At 71.2% G+C, this 23,580-nt stretch carries 18 protein-coding genes and 1 tRNA gene; 15 read left to right on the forward strand and 4 right to left on the reverse strand.

Annotated elements, in window-relative coordinates; all coding sequences use genetic code 11:
• Positions 1-196 precede the first annotated feature (196 nt).
• From ACIRL2_RS06605 to ACIRL2_RS06615, 3 genes are all read left to right on the forward strand, one after another.
• Positions 197-781, forward strand: coding sequence for a sigma-70 family RNA polymerase sigma factor (locus ACIRL2_RS06605; protein ID WP_395866117.1), 585 nt, complete (start codon positions 197-199; stop codon positions 779-781).
• Positions 778-1,530: an anti-sigma factor domain-containing protein gene (locus ACIRL2_RS06610; protein ID WP_402230571.1), complete on the forward strand. Its 753-nt coding sequence runs from the start codon at positions 778-780 to the stop codon at positions 1,528-1,530. Before ACIRL2_RS06605 ends, ACIRL2_RS06610 begins: the two co-directional genes overlap by 4 nt.
• A gap of 189 nt (positions 1,531-1,719) precedes the next feature.
• The gene (locus tag ACIRL2_RS06615) at positions 1,720-2,253 is read left to right on the forward strand and encodes a hypothetical protein (RefSeq protein WP_395866113.1); all 534 of its coding nucleotides are present in this window, start codon (positions 1,720-1,722) and stop codon (positions 2,251-2,253) included.
• A gap of 137 nt (positions 2,254-2,390) precedes the next feature.
• Here ACIRL2_RS06615 and recQ read toward each other — a convergent pair whose 3' ends face one another.
• The 3 genes from recQ to ACIRL2_RS06630 all read right to left on the reverse strand — a co-directional run bounded on the left by recQ (position 2,391) and on the right by ACIRL2_RS06630 (position 7,387).
• Positions 2,391-4,472: a DNA helicase RecQ gene (gene recQ, locus ACIRL2_RS06620; RefSeq protein ID WP_402230574.1), complete on the reverse strand. Its 2,082-nt coding sequence runs from the start codon at positions 4,470-4,472 to the stop codon at positions 2,391-2,393.
• A 166-nt stretch (positions 4,473-4,638) separates the two neighbouring features.
• Positions 4,639-6,156, reverse strand: coding sequence for an aldehyde dehydrogenase (NADP(+)) (locus tag ACIRL2_RS06625; RefSeq protein ID WP_402230576.1), 1,518 nt, complete (start codon positions 6,154-6,156; stop codon positions 4,639-4,641).
• Positions 6,157-6,298: 142 nt separating this feature from the next.
• Positions 6,299-7,387 carry a LacI family DNA-binding transcriptional regulator gene (locus tag ACIRL2_RS06630; protein WP_402230578.1) on the reverse strand — a complete coding sequence of 363 codons (1,089 nt, stop codon included), beginning with the start codon at positions 7,385-7,387 and terminating at the stop codon, positions 6,299-6,301.
• A 168-nt stretch (positions 7,388-7,555) separates the two neighbouring features.
• Here ACIRL2_RS06630 and ACIRL2_RS06635 point away from each other — a divergent pair, with 168 nt between their 5' ends.
• From ACIRL2_RS06635 to ACIRL2_RS06680, 10 genes are all read left to right on the forward strand, one after another.
• Entirely contained in the window at positions 7,556-9,175 is a 1,620-nt protein-coding gene (locus tag ACIRL2_RS06635) for an ABC transporter substrate-binding protein (protein ID WP_402230579.1), read from the forward strand.
• On the forward strand, positions 9,175-10,125 hold the full coding sequence (locus ACIRL2_RS06640) for an ABC transporter permease (protein WP_402230581.1): 951 nt from the start codon (positions 9,175-9,177) through the stop codon (positions 10,123-10,125). Before ACIRL2_RS06635 ends, ACIRL2_RS06640 begins: the two co-directional genes overlap by 1 nt.
• The gene (locus tag ACIRL2_RS06645; RefSeq protein WP_402230584.1) at positions 10,122-11,120 is read left to right on the forward strand and encodes an ABC transporter permease; all 999 of its coding nucleotides are present in this window, start codon (positions 10,122-10,124) and stop codon (positions 11,118-11,120) included. The genes ACIRL2_RS06640 and ACIRL2_RS06645 overlap by 4 nt, the downstream gene beginning before the upstream one ends.
• A 4-nt stretch (positions 11,121-11,124) precedes the next feature.
• On the forward strand, positions 11,125-12,090 hold the full coding sequence (locus ACIRL2_RS06650; RefSeq protein ID WP_395866099.1) for an ABC transporter ATP-binding protein: 966 nt from the start codon (positions 11,125-11,127) through the stop codon (positions 12,088-12,090).
• Positions 12,087-12,932, forward strand: coding sequence for an ABC transporter ATP-binding protein (locus ACIRL2_RS06655; protein ID WP_395866097.1), 846 nt, complete (start codon positions 12,087-12,089; stop codon positions 12,930-12,932). Before ACIRL2_RS06650 ends, ACIRL2_RS06655 begins: the two co-directional genes overlap by 4 nt.
• A gap of 248 nt (positions 12,933-13,180) precedes the next feature.
• A complete protein-coding gene (locus tag ACIRL2_RS06660) occupies positions 13,181-14,659 on the forward strand; it encodes an amidase (protein WP_402230588.1) in 1,479 nt (492 codons plus the stop codon).
• Positions 14,660-15,036: 377 nt separating this feature from the next.
• A complete protein-coding gene (locus tag ACIRL2_RS06665) occupies positions 15,037-16,695 on the forward strand; it encodes an amidohydrolase (protein WP_402230590.1) in 1,659 nt (552 codons plus the stop codon).
• A gap of 19 nt (positions 16,696-16,714) precedes the next feature.
• Positions 16,715-17,974 (forward strand): flavin monoamine oxidase family protein, encoded by a 1,260-nt coding sequence (locus ACIRL2_RS06670; protein WP_402230593.1) that lies wholly within the window; start codon positions 16,715-16,717, stop codon positions 17,972-17,974.
• Between the two features lie 72 nt (positions 17,975-18,046).
• Positions 18,047-18,559: a MarR family winged helix-turn-helix transcriptional regulator gene (locus ACIRL2_RS06675; protein WP_395866089.1), complete on the forward strand. Its 513-nt coding sequence runs from the start codon at positions 18,047-18,049 to the stop codon at positions 18,557-18,559.
• Positions 18,560-18,608: 49 nt separating this feature from the next.
• A complete protein-coding gene (locus ACIRL2_RS06680) occupies positions 18,609-20,261 on the forward strand; it encodes an SWIM zinc finger domain-containing protein (protein WP_402230595.1) in 1,653 nt (550 codons plus the stop codon).
• A 755-nt stretch (positions 20,262-21,016) separates the two neighbouring features.
• Here the strand turns inward: ACIRL2_RS06680 and ACIRL2_RS06685 are convergent.
• Positions 21,017-21,088 (reverse strand) — tRNA-Arg (locus ACIRL2_RS06685).
• A 141-nt stretch (positions 21,089-21,229) separates the two neighbouring features.
• On the opposite strand from ACIRL2_RS06685, the gene ACIRL2_RS06690 reads away from it, so the two are divergent.
• Positions 21,230-21,793, forward strand: coding sequence for a response regulator transcription factor (locus ACIRL2_RS06690; protein ID WP_402230857.1), 564 nt, complete (start codon positions 21,230-21,232; stop codon positions 21,791-21,793).
• 52 nt (positions 21,794-21,845) lie between these two features.
• Complete coding sequence (argS, locus tag ACIRL2_RS06695; RefSeq protein WP_395866017.1) at positions 21,846-23,498, forward strand: arginine--tRNA ligase; 1,653 nt, start codon at positions 21,846-21,848, stop codon at positions 23,496-23,498.
• Positions 23,499-23,580 lie beyond the last annotated feature (82 nt).

The following is a 23,580-nucleotide window of genomic DNA, read 5'->3' on the forward strand; positions in this document are numbered from 1 at the left end:
GATCCGGCCTCGGGGGCGACGGCGGCACCGGCCGCGGTGCCGGGAGGCGTGGACTCGGGGCCCGCGACTTCGGGACGCGCGGGTTCGGGGAGCGCGGTTTCGGGGCGCGCGGATTCGCGATGCGCGGCACCGGGTTGTGCGATTACGCGGCGAGAGGCTTCGTGACCCGTGGCGCCGGGATGTGTGGTGAGGACGGATGAGGACCGTCGTGCACATCGCCTCGTCGGATGATCGCGGGCCGACCCTGGAGGATCGGCTCGCGAGTGTGGCGCAGGGGGATCAGGAGGCCTTCGCCTCCGTGTACGACGCGGTGATCGGCGCGGTGCTCGGGGTCGCGCGCCGGGTGGTCCGCGATCCCGCGCAATCGGAGGAGGTGGCGCAGGAGGTGTTGCTCGACGTGTGGCGCACCGCCGCCCGTTTCCGGCCCGACAAGGGCAGCGCGATGGCCTGGATCCTGACCATGGCGCACCGCCGCGCGGTCGATCGGGTGCGCTCGGCGCAGGCGGCCACCGATCGCGAACAACGCACCGCGGTACGCGACCACACGCCCGAGTACGACCAAGTGACCGAGGAGGTCGAGGCCCGGCTCGAACGCGAGCAGGTGCGGCGTTGCCTGCGCACCCTGACCGAGTTGCAGCGGCAGTCGGTGACCCTGGCGTACTACCGAGGCTGTACCCATCGTGAGGTGGCCGGCCTCCTGGACGTGCCGTTGGGCACGATCAAGACCCGCCTGCGGGACGGCCTGATCCGCCTGCGCGACTGCCTGGGAGTGGGCACATGACCCCCGCCGACCTGCACACGATGACCGGGGCGTACGCCGTACACGCCCTCGACGAGGACGAACAGCGGGAGTTCGAGCGGCACTTGACCGTGTGCCCGGCCTGCGCGCAGGAGGTTCGGGAGTTCCGGGAGACCGCCGCGCGGCTGGCCTCGGCGGTTGCCGAGACGCCTGCCGCGGAGCTCAGGCGTCGAGTGCTGGACGGCATCGTGACCGTACGTCAACTGCCGCCCGAGGTGCCCGTGCGACTGCCGGTCGTGGGGACCGCGCGGCGTCGGGCCCGGCGCTTCACGGCCTTCGTGCTCGCCGCGTGCCTGGCCGCGCTCGGTGCGCTCGGCGGTGTCGCGATCGACCAGTACCAGGACGCCCGCAGGGCGGAGCGCGCGGTGAGTTCGGAGCGCGAGCGCAGCGCGCGGATCGAGGCGGTACTCGCCGCGCCGGACGCGGTCCAGGCGTCTGCGCCGGTGGCCGGTGGCGGTACGGCGCGGATGATCGTGTCCCGCGCGCTCGACCGGACGGTGTTGCTGATGTCCGGCCTTCCGACGTTGCCGAACGCGCGGGTATATCAGGGCTGGTACAACGACAACGGCCACATGCGTTCGATCGGGGTGATCCGGCCGGGTACGGCGTTGCTCGCGTCGGCGATCGACCGGGCGTCGGGGGTCGGGGTCACCGTGGAGCCGCCGGGCGGATCCGCGGAGCCGAGCGGGGAGCCGATCGTGCTGCTCGACTTCCCGGCCGGGCGGGCGTGACGGGTGGACCGGGCCGGGGCGGGTGCGCCGAGGCGATCAGGCGAACCGATTCCGCAGGCCGTACGCAGGAGGTACTCGGGCCGCGGCCCGGCTCGGCGGCTGCGCGGCGGAGTTCGGCGAACACCGGGAGTGGTCACGAGGGTGATCGGAACTTGATTTGTTCTCGGCCGTGTTCGAGGATTTCGAGGCATGGGACCTCTCAAGCCGGATATCGCCGAACTGATCTTTGGATTCATCACCTTTGTGCTGGTCTTCGCCATCCTGGCGAAGATCCTGCTGCCGCGCATCGCGGACACGATCGCCAAGCGGCACACGGCGCTCGAAGGCGGTTTCGACCGGGCGGCGGAACTCCAGCGGGAGAGCGAGGCGGCGCTCGCCGAACTGCGCGCGCAGATCGTCGAGACCCGTAAGGAGGCCGCGCTGGTCCGGCAGCAGGCTTCCGAGGAGGGCGCCCGGCTGATCGCCGAGGCGCGCGCCGAGGGGCAGCGGATCAAGGACGAGCTGGTCACCTCCGGCCACGAGCGGCTGGACGCGGACATCGCCCTGGCGAGTGCGTCCCTGCACGCGGAGCTGGGCCTGATCGGGACGGAGCTCGCGGGCAAGGTGCTCGGCGAGCCGGTCGGCACGCTGGTGGCCGACAGCGACGTGATCGAGCGCTTCCTGGCGGAGCTGGCCGAGTTGGACGCGGGACAGGGCGGCGACGGTCCGGCGCCCAAGGGCTGACCGAACATCGGCTTCGCGAGTGGCCGGCCCCGGGGATCGACTCCGGGGCCGGCCACTCTCGCGTTCGGAGGTGGCCGGCCCGAGCAGGGCCGGGACGGGCTTGCGCCCCCTACCGGCCGGCCCGGCCGCCCGACCGGTCAGCCCCGGTAGTCCGGGTCCGGCTCGAACTCCGGGTAGTACTCCGGCTCCGGTTCGAAGTCCGGCTCGTAGTCGGGCTGGTAGTCCGGCAGCGGTTCGCGGATCAGCTCGGGCACCGGTTCACGGGTGAGTTCGGCGGCGCGTGCGGTCTTGGGCGCGGCCGAGGGCGCGGGCGCGGGCGCGGGCGCCGGTACGGAAGCGGGCGCCGGCGCGGGGCCGGCCGCCGTGGAGCCGGCCAGCGTGTCCAGGATCGGCTGACCGTACTTGGCGAGCTTGTTCTCGCCGATGCCGCTGATCGTGCCCAACTCGGCCAGGGTGCTCGGCCGGGTGCCGGCGATCTCGCGCAGCGTCGCGTCGTGGAAGATCACGTACGCGGGCACGCCCTGCTCCTTCGCGGTGGCCGCACGCCACGCGCGCAGCTCCTCGAAGATCGGCGCGGCCTCCGCAGGCAGCTCGACCGGCGCGGCCTTGCCCTTGCCGCCCTTGGCCGCCTTGTCGGCCTTCGCCGCACGGGCGGGCCGCTCCGGCTCCCGGCGCAACATCACCTCGCGCCGCCGGCCGAGCACCTCCTCGCTCTCCTCGGTGAGCACGAGCGCGTTGTACGAGGGCTCGACGGCGATCAGCTTCATCGCGAGCAACTGCCGTACCACGCTCATCCATTCGGTCCGGCCCAGTTCGGTGCCGATGCCGAAGACGCGCAGCGTGTCGTGGTCGAACTGGATCACCTTGGCCGTCTTGGCGCCGAGCAGGATGTCCACGATCTGGCCCGCGCCGAACTTCTGCCCACGCCGCTCGTGCTTGAGCCGCCACACGGTCGACAACACCTTCTGCGCCGCGATCGTGCCGTCCCAGGACGCGGGCGGCGACAGGCACGTGTCGCAGTTGCCGCACGCGGTGCTCTGCTGGCCGAAGTAGGCGAGCAGGCGCACCCGTCGACACTCCACCGTCTCGCACAGCGCCAACATCGCGTCCAGGTGTGTGCCGAGCCGGCGGCGGTGGGCCAGGTCACCCTCCGAGCCGTCGATCATCTTGCGCTGCTGCACCACGTCCTGGAGGCCGTACGCCAGCCACGCGGTGGACGGCAGCCCGTCGCGACCGGCGCGGCCGGTCTCCTGGTAGTAGCCCTCGACCGACTTGGGCAGGTCCAGGTGCGCGACGAAGCGCACGTCGGGCTTGTCGATGCCCATCCCGAAGGCGATGGTGGCGACCATCACCATGCCGTCCTCGCGCAGGAACCGGGACTGGTTGGCGGCGCGCACCCGCGAATCCAGACCCGCGTGATACGGCAGCGCCTCGATGCCGTTGTCGACCAGGAACGCGGCGGTCTTCTCCACCGAGGCCCGGGACAGGCAGTACACGATGCCCGCGTCGCCGGCGTGCTCGGCGCGCAGCAGGTCGAGCAGCTGCTTCTGCGGCTTGTCCTTGTGCACGATCCGGTACTGGATGTTGGGCCGGTCGAAGCTGGCCACGAAGTGCCGGGCCTGTTGCAGGTTCAGCCGGGACGCGATCTCGGCGTGGGTGGCCTCGGTCGCGGTCGCGGTGAGCGCGACACGGGGCACGTCCGGCCAACGCTCGTGGAGCTGGGAGAGGGTGAGGTAGTCGGGCCGGAAGTCGTGACCCCACTGCGCCACGCAGTGTGCCTCGTCGATCGCGAACAGCGAGACGGTGCCCCGGTCCAGCAGCCGCAGGGTGGCGTCGACCTTGAGCCGCTCCGGCGCGAGGTAGAGCAGGTCCAGCTCGCCGGCCAGGAACTCCGACTCGACCATGCGCCGCTCGTCCGGGTTCTGCGTCGAGTTGAGGAATCCGGCGCGCACTCCCAGTGCGGTGAGCGCGTCCACCTGGTCCTGCATGAGCGCGATCAGCGGCGAGATCACCACCCCGACGCCTTTTCGCACCAGGGCCGGGATCTGGTAGCAGAGCGACTTCCCGCCACCGGTCGGCATCAGGACGAGCGCGTCGCCGCCCCGGATCACGTGGTCGATGATCTCCTGCTGACTCCCGCGAAACGAGTCGTAACCGAAGACGCGATGCAGAACCTGCAGCGCTTCGCTGATCTGGGGACCGTCGTCGAGCGCTGTCATCCGAGCAGTCTAAGAGCTGTCGGTGACACCTGAGGCCCCTCCGTGGACAACGCCGTCCGCTCTGTGGACAACGCCGCCCGCCGCGCGGACGACGCGGCCCATCGCCCACCCACACGCGGCCCCGGTTGCCGCCGGGCCTCTCCCGGGCCCGGCGGCAACCGCGCGTTCAGGGCTGGGTCACCCGCGGCACGCCCAGCGGGTTGGCGTCGCGCAGTTCCGGAGGCAGCAGGGCGTCGGGCCAGTCCTGGTAGGCGGTCGGCACCAACCAGCGCTCCAGCGCGGTGCCGCCGACCGAGGTGTGTCCCGGCGCGGTGGTGGCGGGCCACGGACCGCCGTGGTGCATCGCCCAGCACACCGCTACGCCGGTGGGCCAGCCGTTGTGGATCAGCCGGCCGACGCGTGGGCGCAGCGCGGCGGCGACCCGGGCGGCGAGCGGGTGGTCGGCCTCGACGGTGTGCACCGAGCCGGTGAGGCTGCCCGGGAGGCGCCCGAGCGCGGCGAGCAGGGCGTCCTCGTCGGCGTAGGTGACCACCAGGCCGGCCGGGCCGAAGGTCTCCTCGGTCAGTTCGGCCGCGTGCGCGAGGAACTCGGCGAGGTCGGCGTGCCAGACCACCGGCGCCACCGCCCAGGCACCCTCGGCGGCGGTACCTCGGGCCAGCTCTCGGCCCGCGCGCGCCGAGGTGCCGCCCTCGTACGCGTCGCGGATCCGGGCGGACAACATCGGGCCGCCGGTCGCGGTGCGGGCCCGCGTGGCGATGGCGTCCAGGAGATTGGTGTCCTCGGGCACGAACAGCAGCCCCGGGTTCGTGCAGAACTGTCCGGTGCCCAGGGTGAGCGAGCCGAGGTAGCCGGCGGCGAGGTCCTCGGTGCGTTCGGCCGCGGCTGCGGGCAGCACCACGACCGGGTTGACGCTGCCCAGTTCGCCGAAGAACGGGATCGGGTCGGGACGGCCCGAGGCCAGGTCGAACAGGGCCCGCCCGCCCGCGAGCGAGCCGGTGAATCCGACGGCGGCGATCCCGGGATGGGTGACCAGCGGGCCGCCCGCGGCGCGACCGGCGACCAGGCCGAGCAGGTCGGCGGACGCGCCGGCGGTGGTCAGCGCGGTACGCACCACGCGGGCGACCGCGAGCGAGGTGGCCGGATGCGCCTCGTGGACCTTGACCACCACGGGGCAGCCGGCCGCCCACGCGGACGCGGTGTCGCCGCCGGCGACGGAGAACGCGAACGGGAAGTTGCTCGCGGCGAACACCGCGACCACGCCGATCGGGTGCAGCATGCGACGTACGTCGGGCCGCCCGAGCGTCGGATCGGCCGGGCTGAGCACCGCGCCCACGTGCGCGCCGGCGCGCAGGAGGCCGGCGAACATCCGCAGTTGGCCCGAGGTACGGCCGATCTCGCCGGTCAGCCGCGGCTCGCCCAGCGCGGTCTCCGCGTCCGCGACGGCGACCAGTTCGGCGCGCGCCGCGTCGAGCGCGTCGGCGACGGCCTCCAAAACCTCGGCCCGCTCGGCGCCGGAGCGTGCGGCCCACGCCGGCGCGGCCGCCTGCGCCGCGGCGACGGCACGTTCGACCTCGGGGCCGGTACTGGCGGGCAGCGGCTCACCGACCGGCGTCCCGGTGCGCGGGCTGTACCCCTGCACGGCTGTCGGCGCGGCGGTGGCGGGAGTCGGGGTCGACTCGATCACGGCGTTTCCTCCGGGTCGGACGAACGAAGGCCTGAGGGGTGGTCAGGCATGGTGCGGTCTCGGCGCCGTGCGGCCCTGCCCGGGCGACCCGGTCCGCGGCGATCCGGCGGAGCCCGCCGGGACGGCCGTCGAAGGAACCCGGCTACGGGGCAGCGGCTTTGCCGACCTCGTCCGAATACCCATGATCCCCGCTTCGCCGTGACGTGTCCCGGATCTCGAGCCGGGTCGGGACGGCTCGGCCGGTGGGGCTCCGGTCGCCGGATTCCAACGCCTTGATCAGCAACTCGACGCCCGCGGCCGCGATTTCGGTCGGTCGCAGACTGAGCGTGGTGATCGGCGGGTCGGTCTGGGCGGCGGTCGGGTCGTCGCTGACGCAGACGATCAGCAGGTCCTGCGGGACGTTCAGGCCGCGAGCCCGGACGGTCTCCAGGATCAGCGGCGGGCTCGCCTCGGTGAGTACGAAGAGCGCGTCGGGGCGGTCGGATCGAGCCAGCATGTGGTCGATCGCGGCACGCGTCGCCGGGTTGCCCGGACGCCGGGTCAGCTCCACGAGAGGAGCGAACCCCCGTTCCACGCACCACGCGTGATACACCGTCAGCGCCTGTTCGTAGAACAACGACGTGGAGTGTGCGGCCACCACGCCGATCCGCCGCGCGCCGCCCGCCGCCAGGTGATCCAGTACGCCGCGGACGGCGGCCTCGTGGTCGATGTCCACCCAGTGCGCGCCGGGCATGCCCTCCAGACGGCGGTCCGAGAGGACCGGGATCCGGGCCGCCAGGAAGTCCTCGACCAAGGGGTCATCGGCGAGCGGATCGGCCACCACCGCCGCGTCCAGCGGCAGGTCCGCCCACTCGTCCCGGGCCGTGTGGGTGGGCAGCAGGACCAGCGCGTACCCGTGGGCGAGCGCGGCCTGCGCGGTGGCGCTGGTGAGTTGGGCGAAGTAGGGCGACTCCATGTACGACCACGGTGTCTCCACGTACTCGCGCACCGCGTACCCGATCAGCCGGGCGTGCCCCGCGCGCAACAGGCGGGCGGTCGCGTTCGGTCGGTAGCCCAGTCGGCGTGCCGTCTCCTGAGCGTGCAGCCGGACCGCGTCGGAGAGCCGGCCGGTGCCGTTGAGGGCGGCCGAGACGGTGGTCTTGGACAGCCCCGCCTCACGGGCCACGTCGACGAGGCGGACCCGGGGTACGGGCGCGGGACGCTTGCCGCCGCCGTGCGGTGGAGTGCTCATGACGCCACATGCTGCCGGCTGCCGAGCCCTGAGTCACGCTCCTGTTACAGCGCCATGACCTTCAGAAAACCGTTCCCGCAAACCCTTGTGCGGGAACGTTCCCGCATCAATACTCCACAGAACTCCAGCGCCCCGCTACCCCCTGGAAAGAGGTGGGTTCTCTTGCGCATGCTCCGATCCGTCGCAGCAGTCGCCGTCGCGGCCGCGGCCGTGGCCGGTTGTTCCGGTGGCAAGTCCGACAACGCGAATCCCGGTGGCGGCTTCCAGGTGAGTCCGGACACCCCCGCGGCCAAGGGCACCATCCCGTCGGTGTCCTGGTCGCTGTACGCCGAGCCGCAGACGCTCGACTACCTGTACGCCTGGGACTACCCGATCAACACCGTGCTCGCGAACGTCTGCGAGCAGTTCCTGCGGACCACTCCGGACATGAAGATCGAGCCCGGCCTGGCCACCTCGTACACCAATCCGGACCCGCTCACCTGGGTGTACAACCTGCGCGAGGGCGTCACCTTCCACGACGGCACGCCGATGACCTCCGCCGACGCGGTCGCCAGCCTCAAGCGGCACCTGGACCCCGAACTCGCGTCCGCCTGGGGCACCGCCTTCCGCAACGTCGCCTCGATCGACGCCACCGGCCCGCTCCAGGTCACGATCAAGCTGACCAAGCCGGACGCGCTGCTCAACTCGATGCTCGCGGCCTCGCCCGGCACGGTCGAGAGCGCCGCCTCGATCGAGAAGGCCGGCAAGGACTACGGCAACCCGCAGGGCGGGGTGAACTGCACCGGGCCGTTCGCGCTGGACAAGTGGACCCCGGGCGACTCGATCACGCTCAAGAAGAACCCGAAGTACTGGGACGCGAAGCTGGTCGCGAAGGCCGACGCGTTCAAGTTCGTCTTCATCCAGGACCCGTCCGCGCGCGTGAACGCGCTGGTCTCGGGCTCGGTCGACGGCGGCTACACGGTGCCCTCCAGTGCCTATGGGCGCCTGCGGAACACCCCCAACGGCAAGCTCTACTTCGGTCCCAACAGCGGCAGTTACCTGCTCGCCGTCACCAACCTGCAGGGCACCATGGGTGACCTGAAGCTGCGTCAGGCGCTGTCCCTGGCGATCGACCGCACCGGCCTGATCAAGGCCGCGGCGGGTGGGGTCGCCAACGAGGCCAGGGGGCTCACCCCGATCGGCGCGTGGGGCCTGGCCCCGGAGAAGGCGCCGACCTACTTCGCGACCCTCCCGCCGGTGAAGCAGGACCTCACCGCGGCCAAGAAGCTCGTCGCCGACGCCGGGGGCGGCGCGGGCAAGAAGATCGTGCTCGCGACCAGCTCGCTGGCGCCGGAGATCACCGTCTCGGCCAACGCCATCCAGGCCGCGGGCAAGTCGATCGGGCTCGACATCGAGCTCAAGACCGTCACCCCGGACGCCTACACGGCGCTGTTCACCGACCCCGAGGCGCGCAAGGGCATCGACCTGGTCGTCACCAGCGGCTACACGAACACGCCCGATCCGTTGGAGTTCTACGAGTCCATGGTCACCGGCGCGTTCGCCAACTACGGCAACTACTCCAACCCCGAGTACGACAAGCTCTACGAGCAGGCGGCCGGCACCGCCGACCCGGCGGCCCGCTCGGACCTGACCGCCAAACTCCAGGACATCGCGCTGCGCGACCTGACCTCGATCCCGCTCTTCGAGCCGCCGCACAACGTGTTCATGAACAAGCGCATCACAGGCGCGGCGCCCGGGATCGCGCAGCTGTACTGGCCGTGGGCCGCCACCGTCGGGGCCGCGGGCTGATGGCGGGTTACTTCCTGGGCCGTTTTCTCGGGTTGGCGCTGGTGTTGCTGGTGACCTCGTTCCTGGTCTTCAGCGCGATCCACCTCGCCCCCGGGGATCCGGTGACCTTCCTGCTCAAGGGCCACCCGGCGACGCCGGAGGCCAAGGAAGCCGTGCGTCTCCAGTACCACCTGGACGACCCGTTCCTGTCGCAGTACGCGCAGTGGCTCGGCGACGTGTGCACCGGCGACTTCGGCCGCTCGGTGCAGTTTCGCCAGGACGTCGCCGACCTGATCTCCTCGCGCCTGCCCACGACCGCGTTCCTGATCGGCTACGCGGCGGTGCTGGTGATCGTCTCCGGCGTGCTGCTGGGCATCCTCGCCGCGCTGCGCCCCGGCTTCGTGGACAAGCTCGTGCTGATCGGCACCGGTGTCGCGACCGCGACCCCCGCGTTCGTCGCCGCGATCGGCCTGGTCTCGCTGTTCGCGGTCAAGCTCGGCTGGTTCCCCACCTTCGGCGGCGGCTCGGGCTTCGGCGGGCGCGTCGAGCACCTCACGCTGCCGGCAGTGGCGCTCGCGTTCACGCTTTCCGGGCTGCTCGCCCGGGTCACCCGCTCCTCGATGCTCGACGAACTCTCGCGCGAGCACGTCGAGGTGGCCCGTGCGCGCGGCGTCGCCGAGTCGAAGGTGGTTCGGCGACACGTGCTGCGCAACGCGCTCGGCCCGATCGTCACGGTCGGCGGCACGATGCTCGCCGGCCTGCTGGTGACCACGTCGATCGTGGAAACGGCGTTCTCGGTCCCCGGGGTCGGCTCGCTCCTGGTGACCTCCGTGAACGTCAAGGACTTCCCCGTCGTGCAGGCCATCACGCTGCTCACGGTGGCCGCGTTCGTCCTGGTCAACCTGCTGGTGGATCTGTTGCAACCGCTCGTCGACCCCCGGGTCTCCCTGACCGGGCGAGGTGCCTCGTGACCAAGATTTCGATCGACAAGACCGACGGGGGCGACACGCCCGGGGGGATGACCGGCGAGACGCCCGGCGGGAGCGGCGCGGGTCGAGAACGTGGCGGGGGCGAGAGCGGCAGGGCCGACAAGCCCGGTCGGACCGCCGAGGCCGGCGGGGTCGTTCGCCGGCCCGGCTTCGGCGCGCTGCGTGCGCTGCGCCAAGGGCCGCTGTTCGTCGGCGCCGTGGTCGTGCTCGCGCTGCTCGTCCTGGTCGCGGTGTTCGCGCCGCTGATCGCGCCGTACGACCCCAACGCCGTGGACCTGTCCGCGACGCTGGCCGGCTCGACGCCCGACCACCTGCTGGGCGCCGACCAGTCCGGCCGCGACATCCTGTCCCGGCTCATCCACGGCGTGCGCACCGGCCTGCTCGGCCCGCTGCTCGTGGTGGTGCTGTCCACCGCCCTGGGCATCGTGTTCGGCGTCGCCGCCGCGTGGCGCGGCGGCTGGATCGACGCGGTCCTGTCCCGCTCGATGGACATGATGTTCGCGTTCCCCGGCCTGCTGATCGCGATCCTGTTCGTGGCGGTCTTCGGCGGCGGGCTGACCGCGCCGGTGATCGCGATGAGCGTCGCCTACACGCCGTACGTCGGGCGCCTGGTGCGCTCGGTCGCCACACAGGAGAAGGCCCGGCCGTACATCGAGTCCTATCGCGTCCAGGGTTGGTCCGGCTGGACCATCTGCGTCAAGCACCTGATCCCCAACATCGCGCCCACCGTGCTGGCCCAGTCGGCGATCAACTTCGGCTACGCGCTGATGGACTTGGCCGCGCTGTCCTACCTCGGCTTCGGCGTGCAACCCCCGGAGTCCGACTGGGGATCGATGATCAACGAGGGCCAATCGGCGCTGCTCCAGAACGTGCTGCTGCCGTCGTTCGCCCCGGGCGTGTGCATCGTCGTCGCGGTCGTCGCGTTCGGCATCGTCGGCGAAGGCATCGCCGACCGAGTCGCGAAGCGGGAGCGGTGATCCCATGGCATTTCTGGAAATCGACGACCTGACGGTGCGTCTGCCCGAGGGGCGAGCCGCGCGCCCGATCCTCGACGGCGTGTCTCTGCGCGTCGAAAAGGGCGAAAGCGTGGGCCTGGTCGGCGAGTCCGGCTCGGGCAAGTCGGTCGCGTGCCGGTCCGTACTCGGGCTGTTGCCCGCGAAGGCACGGGTGAGCGGCGAGGTCCGGGTGGACGGGCGGAACGTGCTCGGCCTGAACAAGGCGAGCCTGCGCTCGTTGCGCTCGCGCGAGGTGGCGATGGTCTTCCAGGACCCGCGCGCGTCGGTCAACCCGATGCGCCGGGTCGGCGACTTCCTCACCGAGGGCATGCGCGCCGCCGGCACCGCGCCCGCGATCGCCGCGGCACGCGCGCTCGAACTCCTGGAGGCGGTCGGCATCCGCGACCCCGAGGGCGCGATGCGGCGCCACCCGCACCACTTCTCCGGTGGCATGCTCCAGCGGGTCGTGATCGCCGCGGCCCTCGCCGGTGAGCCGTCGCTGCTGCTCGCCGACGAGCCGACCACCGCGCTGGATGTGACCACCCAGGCCGAGGTGATCGGGATCCTGACCCGACTCCAGGCCGAGCGCGGCACGGGCATGCTGTTCGTGACCCACGACCTCGAACTGGCCGCCGCGGTCTGCGATCGGGTCTACGTCATGTACGCGGGCCGGATCGTCGAGACGCAGACCGCGGAGGGCCTGTTCGCGAAGCCGCGACACCCGTACACCGCCGGCCTGCTCGCCTCGACGCCGCGGCTCGATCCGGACGCGGGGCCGCCCAAGCCCATTCCGGGCCGCCCGGTCTCGCTCGCCGAGGCCCCCACCGGCTGCGCGTTCGCCGCGCGCTGCGCGCATGTACAGCCGCGGTGCACGGACGAGGCACCCGCGCTGACCCGGCACGACGACGCCTACGCGGCCTGCTTCCGCGCCGACGAGGGGATCCTGACGTGACCAGCCGCTCCGCCCGCACGGCCGACACCACGCTCGAAGTCACCGATCTGCGCAAGTCATTCGGCGACCACGCCGCCGTGGCCGGGGTCTCGTTCACGCTCGCGCCGGGCGGCTCGCTCGGCATCGTCGGCGAATCCGGCTGCGGCAAGACCACGACCGCGCGCATGCTGGTCGGTCTGGCCACGCCCGACTCGGGCAGCATCCGGGTGGGCGGCCACGAGCGCGCCACGCGGACCGGCAATCGCGCCGAACGACTGGCCCGCGCGCGCGAGATCCAGATGGTCTTCCAGGACCCGTACCTGTCGCTGGACCCGCGGATCGCGGTCGGGGAGTGCGTCGACGAGGTGCTGCGACTGCACTTCGGCACGCTGACGAAGGATCAGCGGGCGGCCCGGGTGGCGGAGTTGCTGGACCAGGTCGGCCTGGGCGCGCGCGAGGCGACCGCGCTGCCCAAGGCGCTGTCCGGTGGTCAGCGCCAGCGAGTCGCGATCGCCCGCGCGCTCGCGGCCGAGCCGACGGTGCTCATCCTCGACGAGGCGGTCGCCGCGCTCGACGTGTCGATCCAGGCGCAGATCCTCGAACTCCTGGCCGGGATCCGGCGGGACGCGGGGGTGGGCTTCCTGTTCGTCAGCCACGACCTCGCGGTCGTCCGGCACATCACCGACGACGTGGTCGTCCTGCGGGCCGGCCGGATCGTCGAGGCCGGCAGCACCAATGAGGTGCTGACGAATCCTCGACACCCGTATACCCGGCTGCTGCTCGACTCCGTGCCACGGGTCGGGTGGGACCCGGCCAGGATCGCGGCCGATCGCCGGGCGCTGGCCGCAGAGGGCACGCGGTGAGCTTGGGCGATGGGCTTCCGGGGGCCTCGGGGCCAGGGCCTCGGGGCCGCCGTTGCCGGCCTCGTTTGCCGGCACCGCGCAGTGATCTCGTGCAGTGATCTCGTGCAGTGACCTCGTGGTGATCTCGCACGGTGACCTCGTGGAGTGACCTCGTGGTGACCTTGTGCAGTGACCTTGTGCAGTGACCGCGTGGTGAGTTTTTGCAGTGACCTTGTGCAGGACGTGACCCGGAAGGACGTGACCCAGTCATGAGCAATGAGACCGATTTCGCCGCGGGGACCGAGCGCGCCCCGGTTGTGGTCGACGAGCTGGCCTACCTGCCCGCGACCGAGGCGCTGCGGCGCTTTCGGGACCGCTCGCTCTCGCCGGTCGAGTTGATGACCGCCGTGATCGAGCGGGCCGAGGCCGTCGAGCCGAGGGTGAACTGCCTCGCCGAGCGGATCTACGACGAAGCCATGGCCGGCGCGCGGGCGGCGGAGGCCCGCTACGCCGGAAAGGGCGACGCGCCGCGACCGCTCGAAGGGCTCGCGGTGGCGACCAAGGAGGAGCAGCCCATCGCGGGCCGGATCACCTCGGAGGGCTCGGTGCCGTTCGCGGCCGAGGTCGCCGACGTCACGCATCCGGTGGTCGAGCGGGTGCTCGCGGCCGGCGGCATCGTGCACGCGCGCACCACGACCCCCGAGTTCAGCTGCGCGGCGTTCACCCGCTCGGAGCTGTGGGGCATCACCCGCAACCCGTGGAACCTGGCTTTCTCGCCGGGCGGTTCGTCCGGCGGCGCCGGCGCCGCGCTCGCGGCCGGGAGTACCACGCTCGCGACCGGCTCGGACATCGGCGGCTCGATCCGCATCCCCGCGTCGTTCACCGGAACGGTCGGGTTCAAGCCGCCGTACGGCCGGGTCCCCGCGCTGGCGCCGTTCAACCTGGACACGTACTGCCACGACGGCCCGATGGCGCGCACGGTCGCCGACTGCGTGCTGCTGCAGAACGTGCTGGCCGGCCCGCACCCGCTGGACGGCGTATCGCTCAGCCCCAAGTTGGTCCTGCCCACCGCTCCGGAGGGCATCGAGGGGCTGCGCGTGGCGCTCTCGATCACGCTGGGGGACTGGCTGGTCGACCCCGAGGTCGAGGCGAACACGCGCGCCGTGGCGGACGCGTTGCGCGCGGCGGGCGCGATCGTCGAGGAGGTCCCGGTGAACATCACCCGGCGGGACGTGCTGGACACCGCGTTGATCCACTTCGGCGCGATCTTCGGGTCGTGGGTGCGCGGGGTGGCCGAGGAACACGGCGACCGGTTGAACGCGTACACGCTCAGATTCGTCGAGGAAACGGTCGCCGCCACCGAGCGGGGCGGCCTGCTCGAGGGCTTGGAGCGCGAGGCCGCGATCCACGCCGAGGTGGGGCAACTGCTCGACCGGTACGACGTGTTGCTGTGCCCGACGGTCGGGATCCCCGCGTACCTGGCGGACGACGACTACACCTCGACCAAGGTCACGATCAACGGCGTCGAGCTGGAGCACTACCTCGAGGCGTCACTTACCACGGTGTTCAACATCGCGAGCCGCTGTCCGGTGCTGAGCGTGCCGTCGGGCCACGCGTCGAGCGGGGTGCCGACCGGGGTGCAGATCGTCGGGCGGTTCTACGACGACGCGACGGTGTTCCGGGCGGCGGCGGCGCTGGAGCGGGTGCGGCCGTGGGACTACGTGGGTGCGGGTATTCCGGCGCTCTGAGGGGATCGGGCTCGGGCCTTCGGTGCTCGGAGCCGGGTCGGGCTCGGGTTTCGGCGTGCTCGGGCTCCTTGGGGTGTTTGGTCCGGTCGGACTCGATGTACCGATCGGGCCAGGGCTGCTCGGCGGGCTCGATCTCCTGGCCGGGTTCGCGCTGCTCGGCGGGCTCCACCTCCTCCCCCTCCTTCTCTTCGCCGTTCGCGTTCATTTCGCGCTTTTCGCGTCCTCTCGCGTCCTCTCGCGTTCGTTCGCGTTCGTTCGCGTTCGTTCGCGTTCGTTCGCGTTCTCTGCGCGTTCGTGGATTGCTTCGCGTTCGGTCTTCGTCGGGTTCGGTCTTCCTCTCTTCATTCTTTTCAACGCAACTCGGTACAAGGAGTTCCATGTCCACCCCTGCCGATGTCGTCTTCCGCGGTGGTTCGGTCCATACGATCGACGCCGCGCGTCGCCGGGCCACGGCGGTGGCCGTGCGCGACGGGCGGATCGTGGCCGTCGGGCACGACGCGGATGTGCGCGGGTTGATCGGTTCGCGCACCGACGTGATCGACCTGACCGGCCGCGCGCTCGTACCCGGTTTCCAGGACTCGCACGTACACCCCGCCCTCGCGGGCATGACGCTGATCCGCTGCGACCTCTCGGACGCGCGGGACGCGGACTCGACGTTCGCCCTGATCCGCGCGTACGCGGCCGCCCGGCCCGACGAGGAGTGGATCAGCGGCGGCGGTTGGAACATGGAGGCGTTCGCGGGCGGTACGCCCAGTCGGCAGCAACTGGACGCGATCGTGCCCGATCGCCCGGCGTTCCTGATCAACGCCGACGGCCACGGCGCGTGGGTCAACACCCGCGCGCTCGAACTCGCGGGCGTCGGACGGGATACCCCGGATCCGGCCGACGGGCGGATCGAGCGCGAACCGGACGGCACCCCGCAGGGCACCCTGCACGAGGGCGCGACCGCGCTGGTCGGCGACCTCGTCCCGGGCCTGGACGCGGCCGACGGCCTGCGCGCGCTGCTCGCGGGCCAGGCGCGGATGCACTCGGTCGGCGTGACGGCGTGGCAGGACGCGATGGTCGGTTCGGCGCATCCGGGTCTGGACCCGCTGGAGTCCTATCTGACCGCGGCCCGTTCGGGGCAGCTGACCGCGCGCGTCGTGGGCGCGCTGTGGTGGGAACGGGACCAGGGCGCCGAGCAGTTGGAGCGGCTTCTCGACCTCCGCGCGTCCTCGTCGGTCGGTCGGTTCGCGGCCACCAGCGTGAAGATCATGCAGGACGGGGTCGCGGAGAACTTCACGGCCGCGATGAACGACCCGTACTTCGACGGCTGCGGCTGCCACACCGGCAACAGCGGACTGAGCTTCGTGGACCCGGCGGCGCTGCGCGAGCACGTCACGCTGCTCGACGCGCACGGCTTCCAGGTCCACGTACACGCGGTCGGCGACCGGGCCGCGCGCGAGGCGCTGGACGGCTTCGCGCAGGCGCTCGCGGCGAATGGGCGGGCGGATCACCGGCATCACATCGCGCACCTCCAGGTGGTCCATCCCAACGACGTGCCGCGCTTCGCGGAGTTGGGCGTGGCGGCCAACCTGCAGCCGCTGTGGGCCGCGCACGAGGCCCAGATGGACGAGCTGACCATCCCGTTCCTGGGTGACGAACGGGCGGCGTGGCAATACCCGTTCGGCGACCTGCTGCGCTCCGGCGCGACCCTCGCGGCGGGCAGCGACTGGCCGGTCAGCGCGCCGGATCCGATGTGGGGCATCCACACCGCGGTCAACCGGGTGCTGCCGGCCGTCGCGGAGCCGTCGGACACGATCTTCCTGCCCGAGCAGCGGATCGACCTCACGGCGGCGCTCGCGGCCTACACGGTGGGCACGGCGTACGTGAACCACCGCGACCACGACACCGGCACGATCGAGGTCGGCAAGCTCGCCGACCTGGTCGTCCTGGACCGCGACCCGTACGCGGGCGCGCCGGCGGAGATCGGCGACACGCGCGTGCTGGCGACGTACGTCGAGGGCGCGGCCGTGTACACGGGAGAGGGTCTGTGAACCGCGAGGGAGGGGGCCGATGAGCACGGCCTACGACGTGGCGGTGGTGGGCGCGGGACTGGCCGGTCTGGTGGCAGCGCGGGAGCTCGCGTCGTCCGGGCTGCGCGTGGTGGTCCTGGAGGCGGGCGATCGGGTCGGCGGCCGGACGTGGTCGAAGGTCCTCCCCGGTACGGGAGTTCGGGTCGACCTCGGCGCGGAGTGGATCTCGGCGGAGTACCACCGGGCGCTGATGGCCGAGTACGAACGCTACGGCGTGGACCTGGCCCCGGCACGGGAGAGCGCGGCGCGGCAGGTGTGGTTGCTGGACGGTGAGGCGTCCGAGGGCGCGATGCCGCTGACCGGGGCGGATCTGGCCGCGTACGAGCGGTTTGTCGCGGAACTCACCGCGTTGGCAGCAGAGTTGACGGCTTCACAGGCGCCGGACGGGTTGGACGTGGCGTACGGCGAGCTGCTTGAGGGCCTACCGGCGCGGGCGGCGGCGTACCTGTCGGTGCTCGGCGCCGCGTTGATGGGCGCGCGCCCCGAGGAGTACTCGGCGGTGGGCGTGATCGAGGACATCGTCGCGCTGGGCGGCGACCCGGCGGCGGCGTTCGGCGCCGAGGATCAGCGGGCGGCGGGCGGTGCGGACGCGTTGGCGGTGGCGATGGCGGCCTCGCTCGGCGCCGAACTGCGCTTCGGGGCGCGGGTGGTGGCGGTGTGTCAGGAGGGGCCGGGCGTGCTTCTCGGGCTGGCCGACGGCAGCGCCGTGCCGGCCGCCGCGGCAGTGGTCGCGACACCGCTCAACACGTGGGCGGCGATCGCCTTCGAGCCCGCGCTGCCGGCGGAGGTGGCGGCACTGGCCGAGCAGGGCCACGCCGGCCGCTCGGTGAAGGTGGCGGCCCGGACGACCGGGATACCCGTCGACACCAAGGCGGGCTGTTGGCCGCCCGGCGTCCTTGCCGTGTACAACGCCGGGGAGGACGTCTCCGTCGTCTTCGGCCTCGCCGAGAGCTTCGACCCGACCGACCGGGCCTCGATCGAGACGGCGGTGCGGCAGCTGTACCCGGACGCCCGTGTCCTGGAGGTACTCACCCACGACTGGTCCGCCGACCCACTGGCGCGGGGCACGTGGGTGGCCCCCCGCCCGGGCCAGTGGCCCCTCTTCGCGGCGGCGCGGGAGCCACACGGGCGGGTGGTCCTGGCGGGCGGCGACATCGCACGCACGTCCCAGGGCTACATGGACGGCGCGGTGCTCTCGGGCCACGACGCGGCGGAGGCGGTGCGGAACCTGCTCGCGTAGCGGGCACCCGACCGGGGTGGGCGTCGTCTGCGGAGGAGACGATGTCCACCCCTTGGCCATGTCAAGATACCCATGACAGAGATAGTCGACGCACAGATAATCGTGTCGGATCCTGACCCGGAGGCCGATCCCGACGTCGAAAGGGCCGACATGCCGCTGACCGCCGAAGACAGCCCCGGCTTCCTCCTGTGGCACACCACGCTGCGCTGGCAGCGCACGATGGCGGCCACCCTCGGCCCGCTCGACCTGACCCACCCTCAATTCGTGCTCCTGGCAAGCCTGTACTGGCTCGACACCCAGGGCGCCAAGCCCAACCAACTCACCCTGGCCGCCCACGCCGGCATGGACGTCAAGACCGTCTCCCCGGTCTTGCGCCGCCTGGAAGCCAAGGGCTACCTGACCCGAGCGACCGACCCGACCGACACCAGAGCCAAGCTCCTCCACATCACCACCCCCGGAAGCGACTTGGCCGCCAAGGCCATGCAGGCGGTGGAAGCGGCGGACGCGGCCTTCTTCGCGGACGCTCCCGACCTCGCGAACCTGCTCAAGGCGCTGCGCCGGCTGTCCGGCACACTCGGCGGGTAGAAGCGAGGTCGAGATCGAGGGTCGGGCCGGATGCGGTTTGATGTCGGCTGTGTCGATATTCACCGAGCAAGACCTCCTCGACGCCGCCGGATCGAAGTCGTTCGAGCGCGGCGAGGGCTACCTCGACGCGGTCGCGAATCTGACCGAGGACGGCCCCGGTGTCATCACCGCCGTGGTGTACGGAAACGACACCTACGACGTCGTCCTCGAATTCGGGCCGGACGATCTCACCGGTCGGTGCGATTGCCCGTACGGCGACCAGGGCTACTTCTGCAAACACTGCGTCGCGGTCGGCCTGGTCTTCCTGCGTACGGCCGAGGCCGGTCCGGTCGGGGAACCCCAGGGCGCCGCGATCGATCTGCGCGCCTATCTCGCCTCGCTCGACCACGGCGAACTCGTCGACCTCCTCGACGAGGCGGCCGGCAGCGATCCCGACCTGCGCCGCCGCCTCCACCTGCGCGCGGCCCGTACCGACGCCGGTGCCGGCCCGGACATCGCGGCGATCCGCGAGCACCTGGGCCGCTCGCTGCGCACCTACGGCTACCTGGACCGGCACGGCGCCCACACCTACGCCGGGGCGGTCGCCGACATCGCCGAGACGCTGGGGGAGTTGTCCGCCGCCGGCCACCATGTCGCCGTCATCGACCTCGCCGGCCGAGCCCTGGCCCTGATCGGCGCCGCCATCGAGGCGATCGACGACTCCGACGGCGGCATCACCGAGGAAGGCGAGGCACTGGTCGAACTGCACGCCGAAGCGTGCGCGACGGCCTCACCCGATCCCGTCGAACTGGCCGACTGGCTCCTCGCGTTCCAGCTCGCGAACCACAGTTGGCCGGAACTGGCGATCCAGGACTACACGCAGCCGCTGGGGGACGCCGGTATCGCGCACTACGCCGCGCGCTTGCGCGAAGCCGAGTCCGCCGGGAACCGAGACGGATGGTTGATCCAGCACCTACGGGAAGACCTGGCCGAGGCCCAGGAAGACACCGACGCCCTCGTCGAAGCACTCGCCACCGACCTCACCCACGGCTACGCCTACCTCCGCATCGCCGACGCACTCACCGACGCCGGCCGCGAAGACGAGGCCCTCACCTGGGCCGAACGCGGCACCGCCGAGCACCCGGAAGAACCCAGGCTCGCCGACTACCTGACCCACCGCTACACCACCGCCGGCCGCTACGCCGACGCCCTGAAGGTCCGCTGGGACCAGTTCCGACACCGACTCAGCGTCCCGGCGCACCGACAACTCCTCGAAGCCGCGGCAGCGGCCGGAGAAGCCGACCACTACCGCGTCCAGGCCCTCCAAGCACTCCGCGACGCGGCCGAACAACCACAGACCCGCGCCCGAGCGGCCCAAGCCCTGATCGACATCCTCCTCACCGAGGACCGATTCACCGAAGCCTGGCACGCAGCCGAAACCCTCGGCGCCACCCGCACCCAATGGCTCAACCTCGCCGACGCCTGCCGAACCACCCGCCCGGATGACGCCCTCGAGATCTACCTACGAGAAGCCACCGCCCTCATCAAAACCACAACCAAACACGCCTACGCCCAGGCCGCAGACCTCCTGGCCCGCGCCCGCGACACCGCCCAAGCCACCAACCGCGAACCCCTGTGGGAAGCCGCATTCACCAAGTTGCACACCACCCACCACCGCAAACGCAACCTGATGACCGAACTCGCCCGCCACGGCCTCATCTGATCGCCGGAAACGTCCGAATGAACTCCCCCAAGTCTGCCCGGAGTTGGACGCGACTGTCCGCCAAGCTTCCGGATCATGGCGTTGATGGCGACCATCCGCAGTCCCCTGCCCCGCAAGCCAATCGACTGTTCGCAAGAGCGCAGACAGGGAGCCGACCTCGTCCTGAGTCGGCGGTGTCGACGGGAAAGGTCGGGCGGATGGTCGGCATCCCGTCACGCCGGTCCGAGACCTCGACGCGCAACGTGGCCGACTCTGCCCGAGACGACTCGATCGCGGTGCTGAGTTCGAAGCCGTGGTCGGTTCCCCTCCCGTGGGCCGTGACGTTCGCGGCGTTCGCGGCGTTCGCGGCGAGTTCGGCCGGAACAGCGCACCCGCTCGGACCGACTGCGCCCCAACGGAATCGAGCTGGGACCGCTGCCCCCACACACGACCCGACCGGCCAACGACAAGCCCTGGACCGACAACTGCGACGCACACGATGAGCAGGCCTGAAGCAGCACGCGAACAAGGACATAACAGGAAGCCCCGGAGCGACCCGGGCCTTCCGTCGCGTCCGGGCCACGCCGCGACTACACCGCATACGCACTGTGACCCGCGGAAACACCCTCAAGATCATTGCGCATATATGGCACAGAGGCCGTCCTACGCCTGCCGCCACCTCGCCGCGCGCCACACATCGTGACGGCAAAAAAGAGCCCCAAAACAAAAACAGCAGCTCACGAGTGATCGTGGCTGCTGAGACTGTTCACGCTGTGTGCCCCTGGCAGGATTCGAACCTGCGCACACGGCTCCGGAGGCCGTTGCTCTATCCCCTGAGCTACAGGGGCTCGGGTGACGTGAACATTACCAGCTCTGGGGAGTGGGTTGCGAAGGGGTTGGAGGGAGGGGGCGGGGGAGGTGCGGGATGAGATGTGCGGATCGGGCCCCGAGGTGGGTGTGGGGGGCCTAACCTCACTGGCGTGGGCGGGATTGGTGGTGAGGCGGCGCGGGTGCTTGTCGTGGATGACGACGAGGTGATTCGGCAGCTGATCGCGGTCAATCTGCGGCTGGAGGGGTTTGTGGTGAGCACTGCTCGGGATGGTGAGGAGTGCTTGCGGCTCGTGCATGAGGTGCGGCCGGATCTGGTCACGCTCGATGTGGTGATGCCGCATCTGGATGGGATCGGGACGGCGGCTCGGTTGCGGGCGGATCCTCGGACCAGTGGGTTGAAGATCCTGATGATCAGTGCCTGTGCTCAGGACGAGGACTTCTCGCGGGCTCGGGCGGTGGGCGTGGATGGGTATTTGACGAAGCCGTTTCATCCCGAGCAGCTCATTCGGTTGGTGCGGGCGTTGTCGCCGGAAACGGGATCGGGAAAGGAAGCGGGAGCGGGAACGGGAGCCGCAACAGGAGTGGAAGCGGGAGCGACACCGCGAGCGGAAGCAGGAGCCGCACCGCGAGCGGAAGCAGGAGCCGCACCGCGAGCGGAAGCAGGAGCCGCGGCAGGAGTGCGGGCCGAGCCGGAGCCGGCTTCGGAAGTGTCACCCGAATGACCTACGCCGCCCGCCGGGCGGGTTGGTCGGCGGGTCGCCTACCCTTGTCCCCGTGACCCCCGCAGAGCTTTCGCAGTCAGTGTTGTCCGCGGTTCGTGCCGCCGTCGAGGCGGGCGAGCTCGCCGTTGCCGTGCCCGAGAGCACGACGGTGGAGCGACCCAAGAACCGCGAGCACGGGGACTACGCGACGAACATCGCGTTGCAGCTCGCGAAGCCGGCCAAGCGGCCGCCGCGGGAGATCGCCCAGCTGCTGGCCGCGCGGATCGCGCAGGCGACCGGTGTGGCCAAGGTCGACATCGCCGGCCCCGGGTTCCTGAACATCACGCTCGACACGGCCACCCAGGGCGAGTTGGCCCGCAGCATCGTCGAGGCCGGCGCCGCGTACGGCAGCAACGACGCGTTCGACGGGCTCAAGATCAACCTGGAGTTCGTCTCGGCGAACCCGACCGGGCCGATCCACATCGGTGGGGTGCGCTGGGCCGCCGTCGGCGACTCGCTCGGGCGGATCCTGCGCGCGTCCGGCGCCGACGTCACCACCGAGTACTACATCAACGACGCCGGCGTGCAGATCGACAAGTTCGGCAAGTCGCTGATGGCGGCGGCGAACGACCGCCCCGTGCCCGAGGACGGCTACGTCGGCGCGTACATCAACGACATCGCCGCCGACATCGTCGCCGAGCGTCCCGACGTGTTGAGCCTGGCCGAGGCCGAGCAGGAGAAGGTCTTCCGCGCCACCGGGCTCAAGCTGATGGTCGCCGAGATCCAGCGCTCGATGGAGAACTTCGGCGCGCACTTCGACGTGTGGTTCTCCGAGACCACGCTGCACGCGTCCGGCGCGGTGGAGAAGGCGATCGAGCGGCTGCGCGAGCAGGGCCACGTCTACGACGACAACGGCGCGATCTGGCTGCGCACCACGGACTACGGGGACGACAAGGACCGGGTCCTGATCAAGTCCGACGGCGAGAAGACCTACTTCGCCTCCGACGCCGCGTACTACCTGAACAAGCGCGACCGGGGCAACGAGGTCGCCGTCTACATGCTCGGCGCCGACCACCACGGGTACGTCGGGCGGCTCAAGGCGATCGCGGCCTGCGCGGGCGACGACCCCGAGCACAACATCGAGATCATCGTCGGCCAGTTCGTGAAGATGATGCGCGCCGGCGAAGAGGTCCGGATGTCCAAGCGCGCGGGCAACATCATCACCATCGACGACGTCGTCGAGTGGATCGGTGTCGACGCCGCGCGCTACTCGCTGGCCCGTTCGTCCACCGACTCCACGATCACCCTCGACATCGACATCCTCACGTCGCACAAGAACGAGAACCCGGTGTTCTACGTTCAGTACGCGCACGCGCGGATGTCCTCGGTCGAGCGCAAGGCGGCCGAACGCGGGATCGTCAAGGGCGAGTTCACGCCGGAGTTGTTGTCCACCGAGTGGGAGTCCGACCTGCTCGGCATGCTCGGCGAGTTCCCGCGGGTGGTCGCCAAGGCCGGCGAGATGCGCGAGCCACACCATGTCGCGCGCTACCTGGAGCAGTTGGCCGGCACGTACCACCGCTTCTACGACCACTGTCAGATCCTGCCCAAGGGCGAGGAAGAGGTCACCGACCTGACGTACGCCCGAATGTGGCTGGCCGAAGCCGCGAAAACCGTGGTGGCCAACGGCCTCGCCCTGCTCGGGGTGTCCGCCCCCGAGCGCATGTGACGGATCGTCACAACGCAGGCGACAGGCCGAAGGCCGGGCGGATGCCCGGCCTTCGGTGTTTCCCGGCCCGCCGGCCGCCGCA

This window comes from Embleya sp. NPDC127516 (assembly GCF_044765325.1).
In the GTDB taxonomy this organism is placed as follows: Bacteria; Actinomycetota; Actinomycetes; order Streptomycetales; family Streptomycetaceae; genus Embleya.

Bases quoted from the DNA above. Each gene is read 5' to 3' on its own strand.
- ACIRL2_RS06670 (WP_402230593.1), top strand. From the start codon at position 16,715: ATGAGCACGGCCTACGACGTGGCGGTGGTGGGCGCGGGACTGGCCGGT.
- ACIRL2_RS06650 (WP_395866099.1), top strand. From the start codon at position 11,125: ATGGCATTTCTGGAAATCGACGACCTGACGGTGCGTCTGCCCGAGGGG.
- ACIRL2_RS06605 (WP_395866117.1), top strand. From the start codon at position 197: ATGAGGACCGTCGTGCACATCGCCTCGTCGGATGATCGCGGGCCGACC.
- ACIRL2_RS06675 (WP_395866089.1), top strand. From the start codon at position 18,047: ATGACAGAGATAGTCGACGCACAGATAATCGTGTCGGATCCTGACCCG.
- ACIRL2_RS06630 (WP_402230578.1), bottom strand. From the start codon at position 7,387: ATGAGCACTCCACCGCACGGCGGCGGCAAGCGTCCCGCGCCCGTACCC.
- ACIRL2_RS06635 (WP_402230579.1), top strand. From the start codon at position 7,556: ATGCTCCGATCCGTCGCAGCAGTCGCCGTCGCGGCCGCGGCCGTGGCC.
- recQ (WP_402230574.1), bottom strand. From the start codon at position 4,472: ATGACAGCGCTCGACGACGGTCCCCAGATCAGCGAAGCGCTGCAGGTT.
- ACIRL2_RS06640 (WP_402230581.1), top strand. From the start codon at position 9,175: ATGGCGGGTTACTTCCTGGGCCGTTTTCTCGGGTTGGCGCTGGTGTTG.
- ACIRL2_RS06615 (WP_395866113.1), top strand. From the start codon at position 1,720: ATGGGACCTCTCAAGCCGGATATCGCCGAACTGATCTTTGGATTCATC.
- ACIRL2_RS06660 (WP_402230588.1), top strand. From the start codon at position 13,181: ATGAGCAATGAGACCGATTTCGCCGCGGGGACCGAGCGCGCCCCGGTT.
- ACIRL2_RS06665 (WP_402230590.1), top strand. From the start codon at position 15,037: ATGTCCACCCCTGCCGATGTCGTCTTCCGCGGTGGTTCGGTCCATACG.
- ACIRL2_RS06610 (WP_402230571.1), top strand. From the start codon at position 778: ATGACCCCCGCCGACCTGCACACGATGACCGGGGCGTACGCCGTACAC.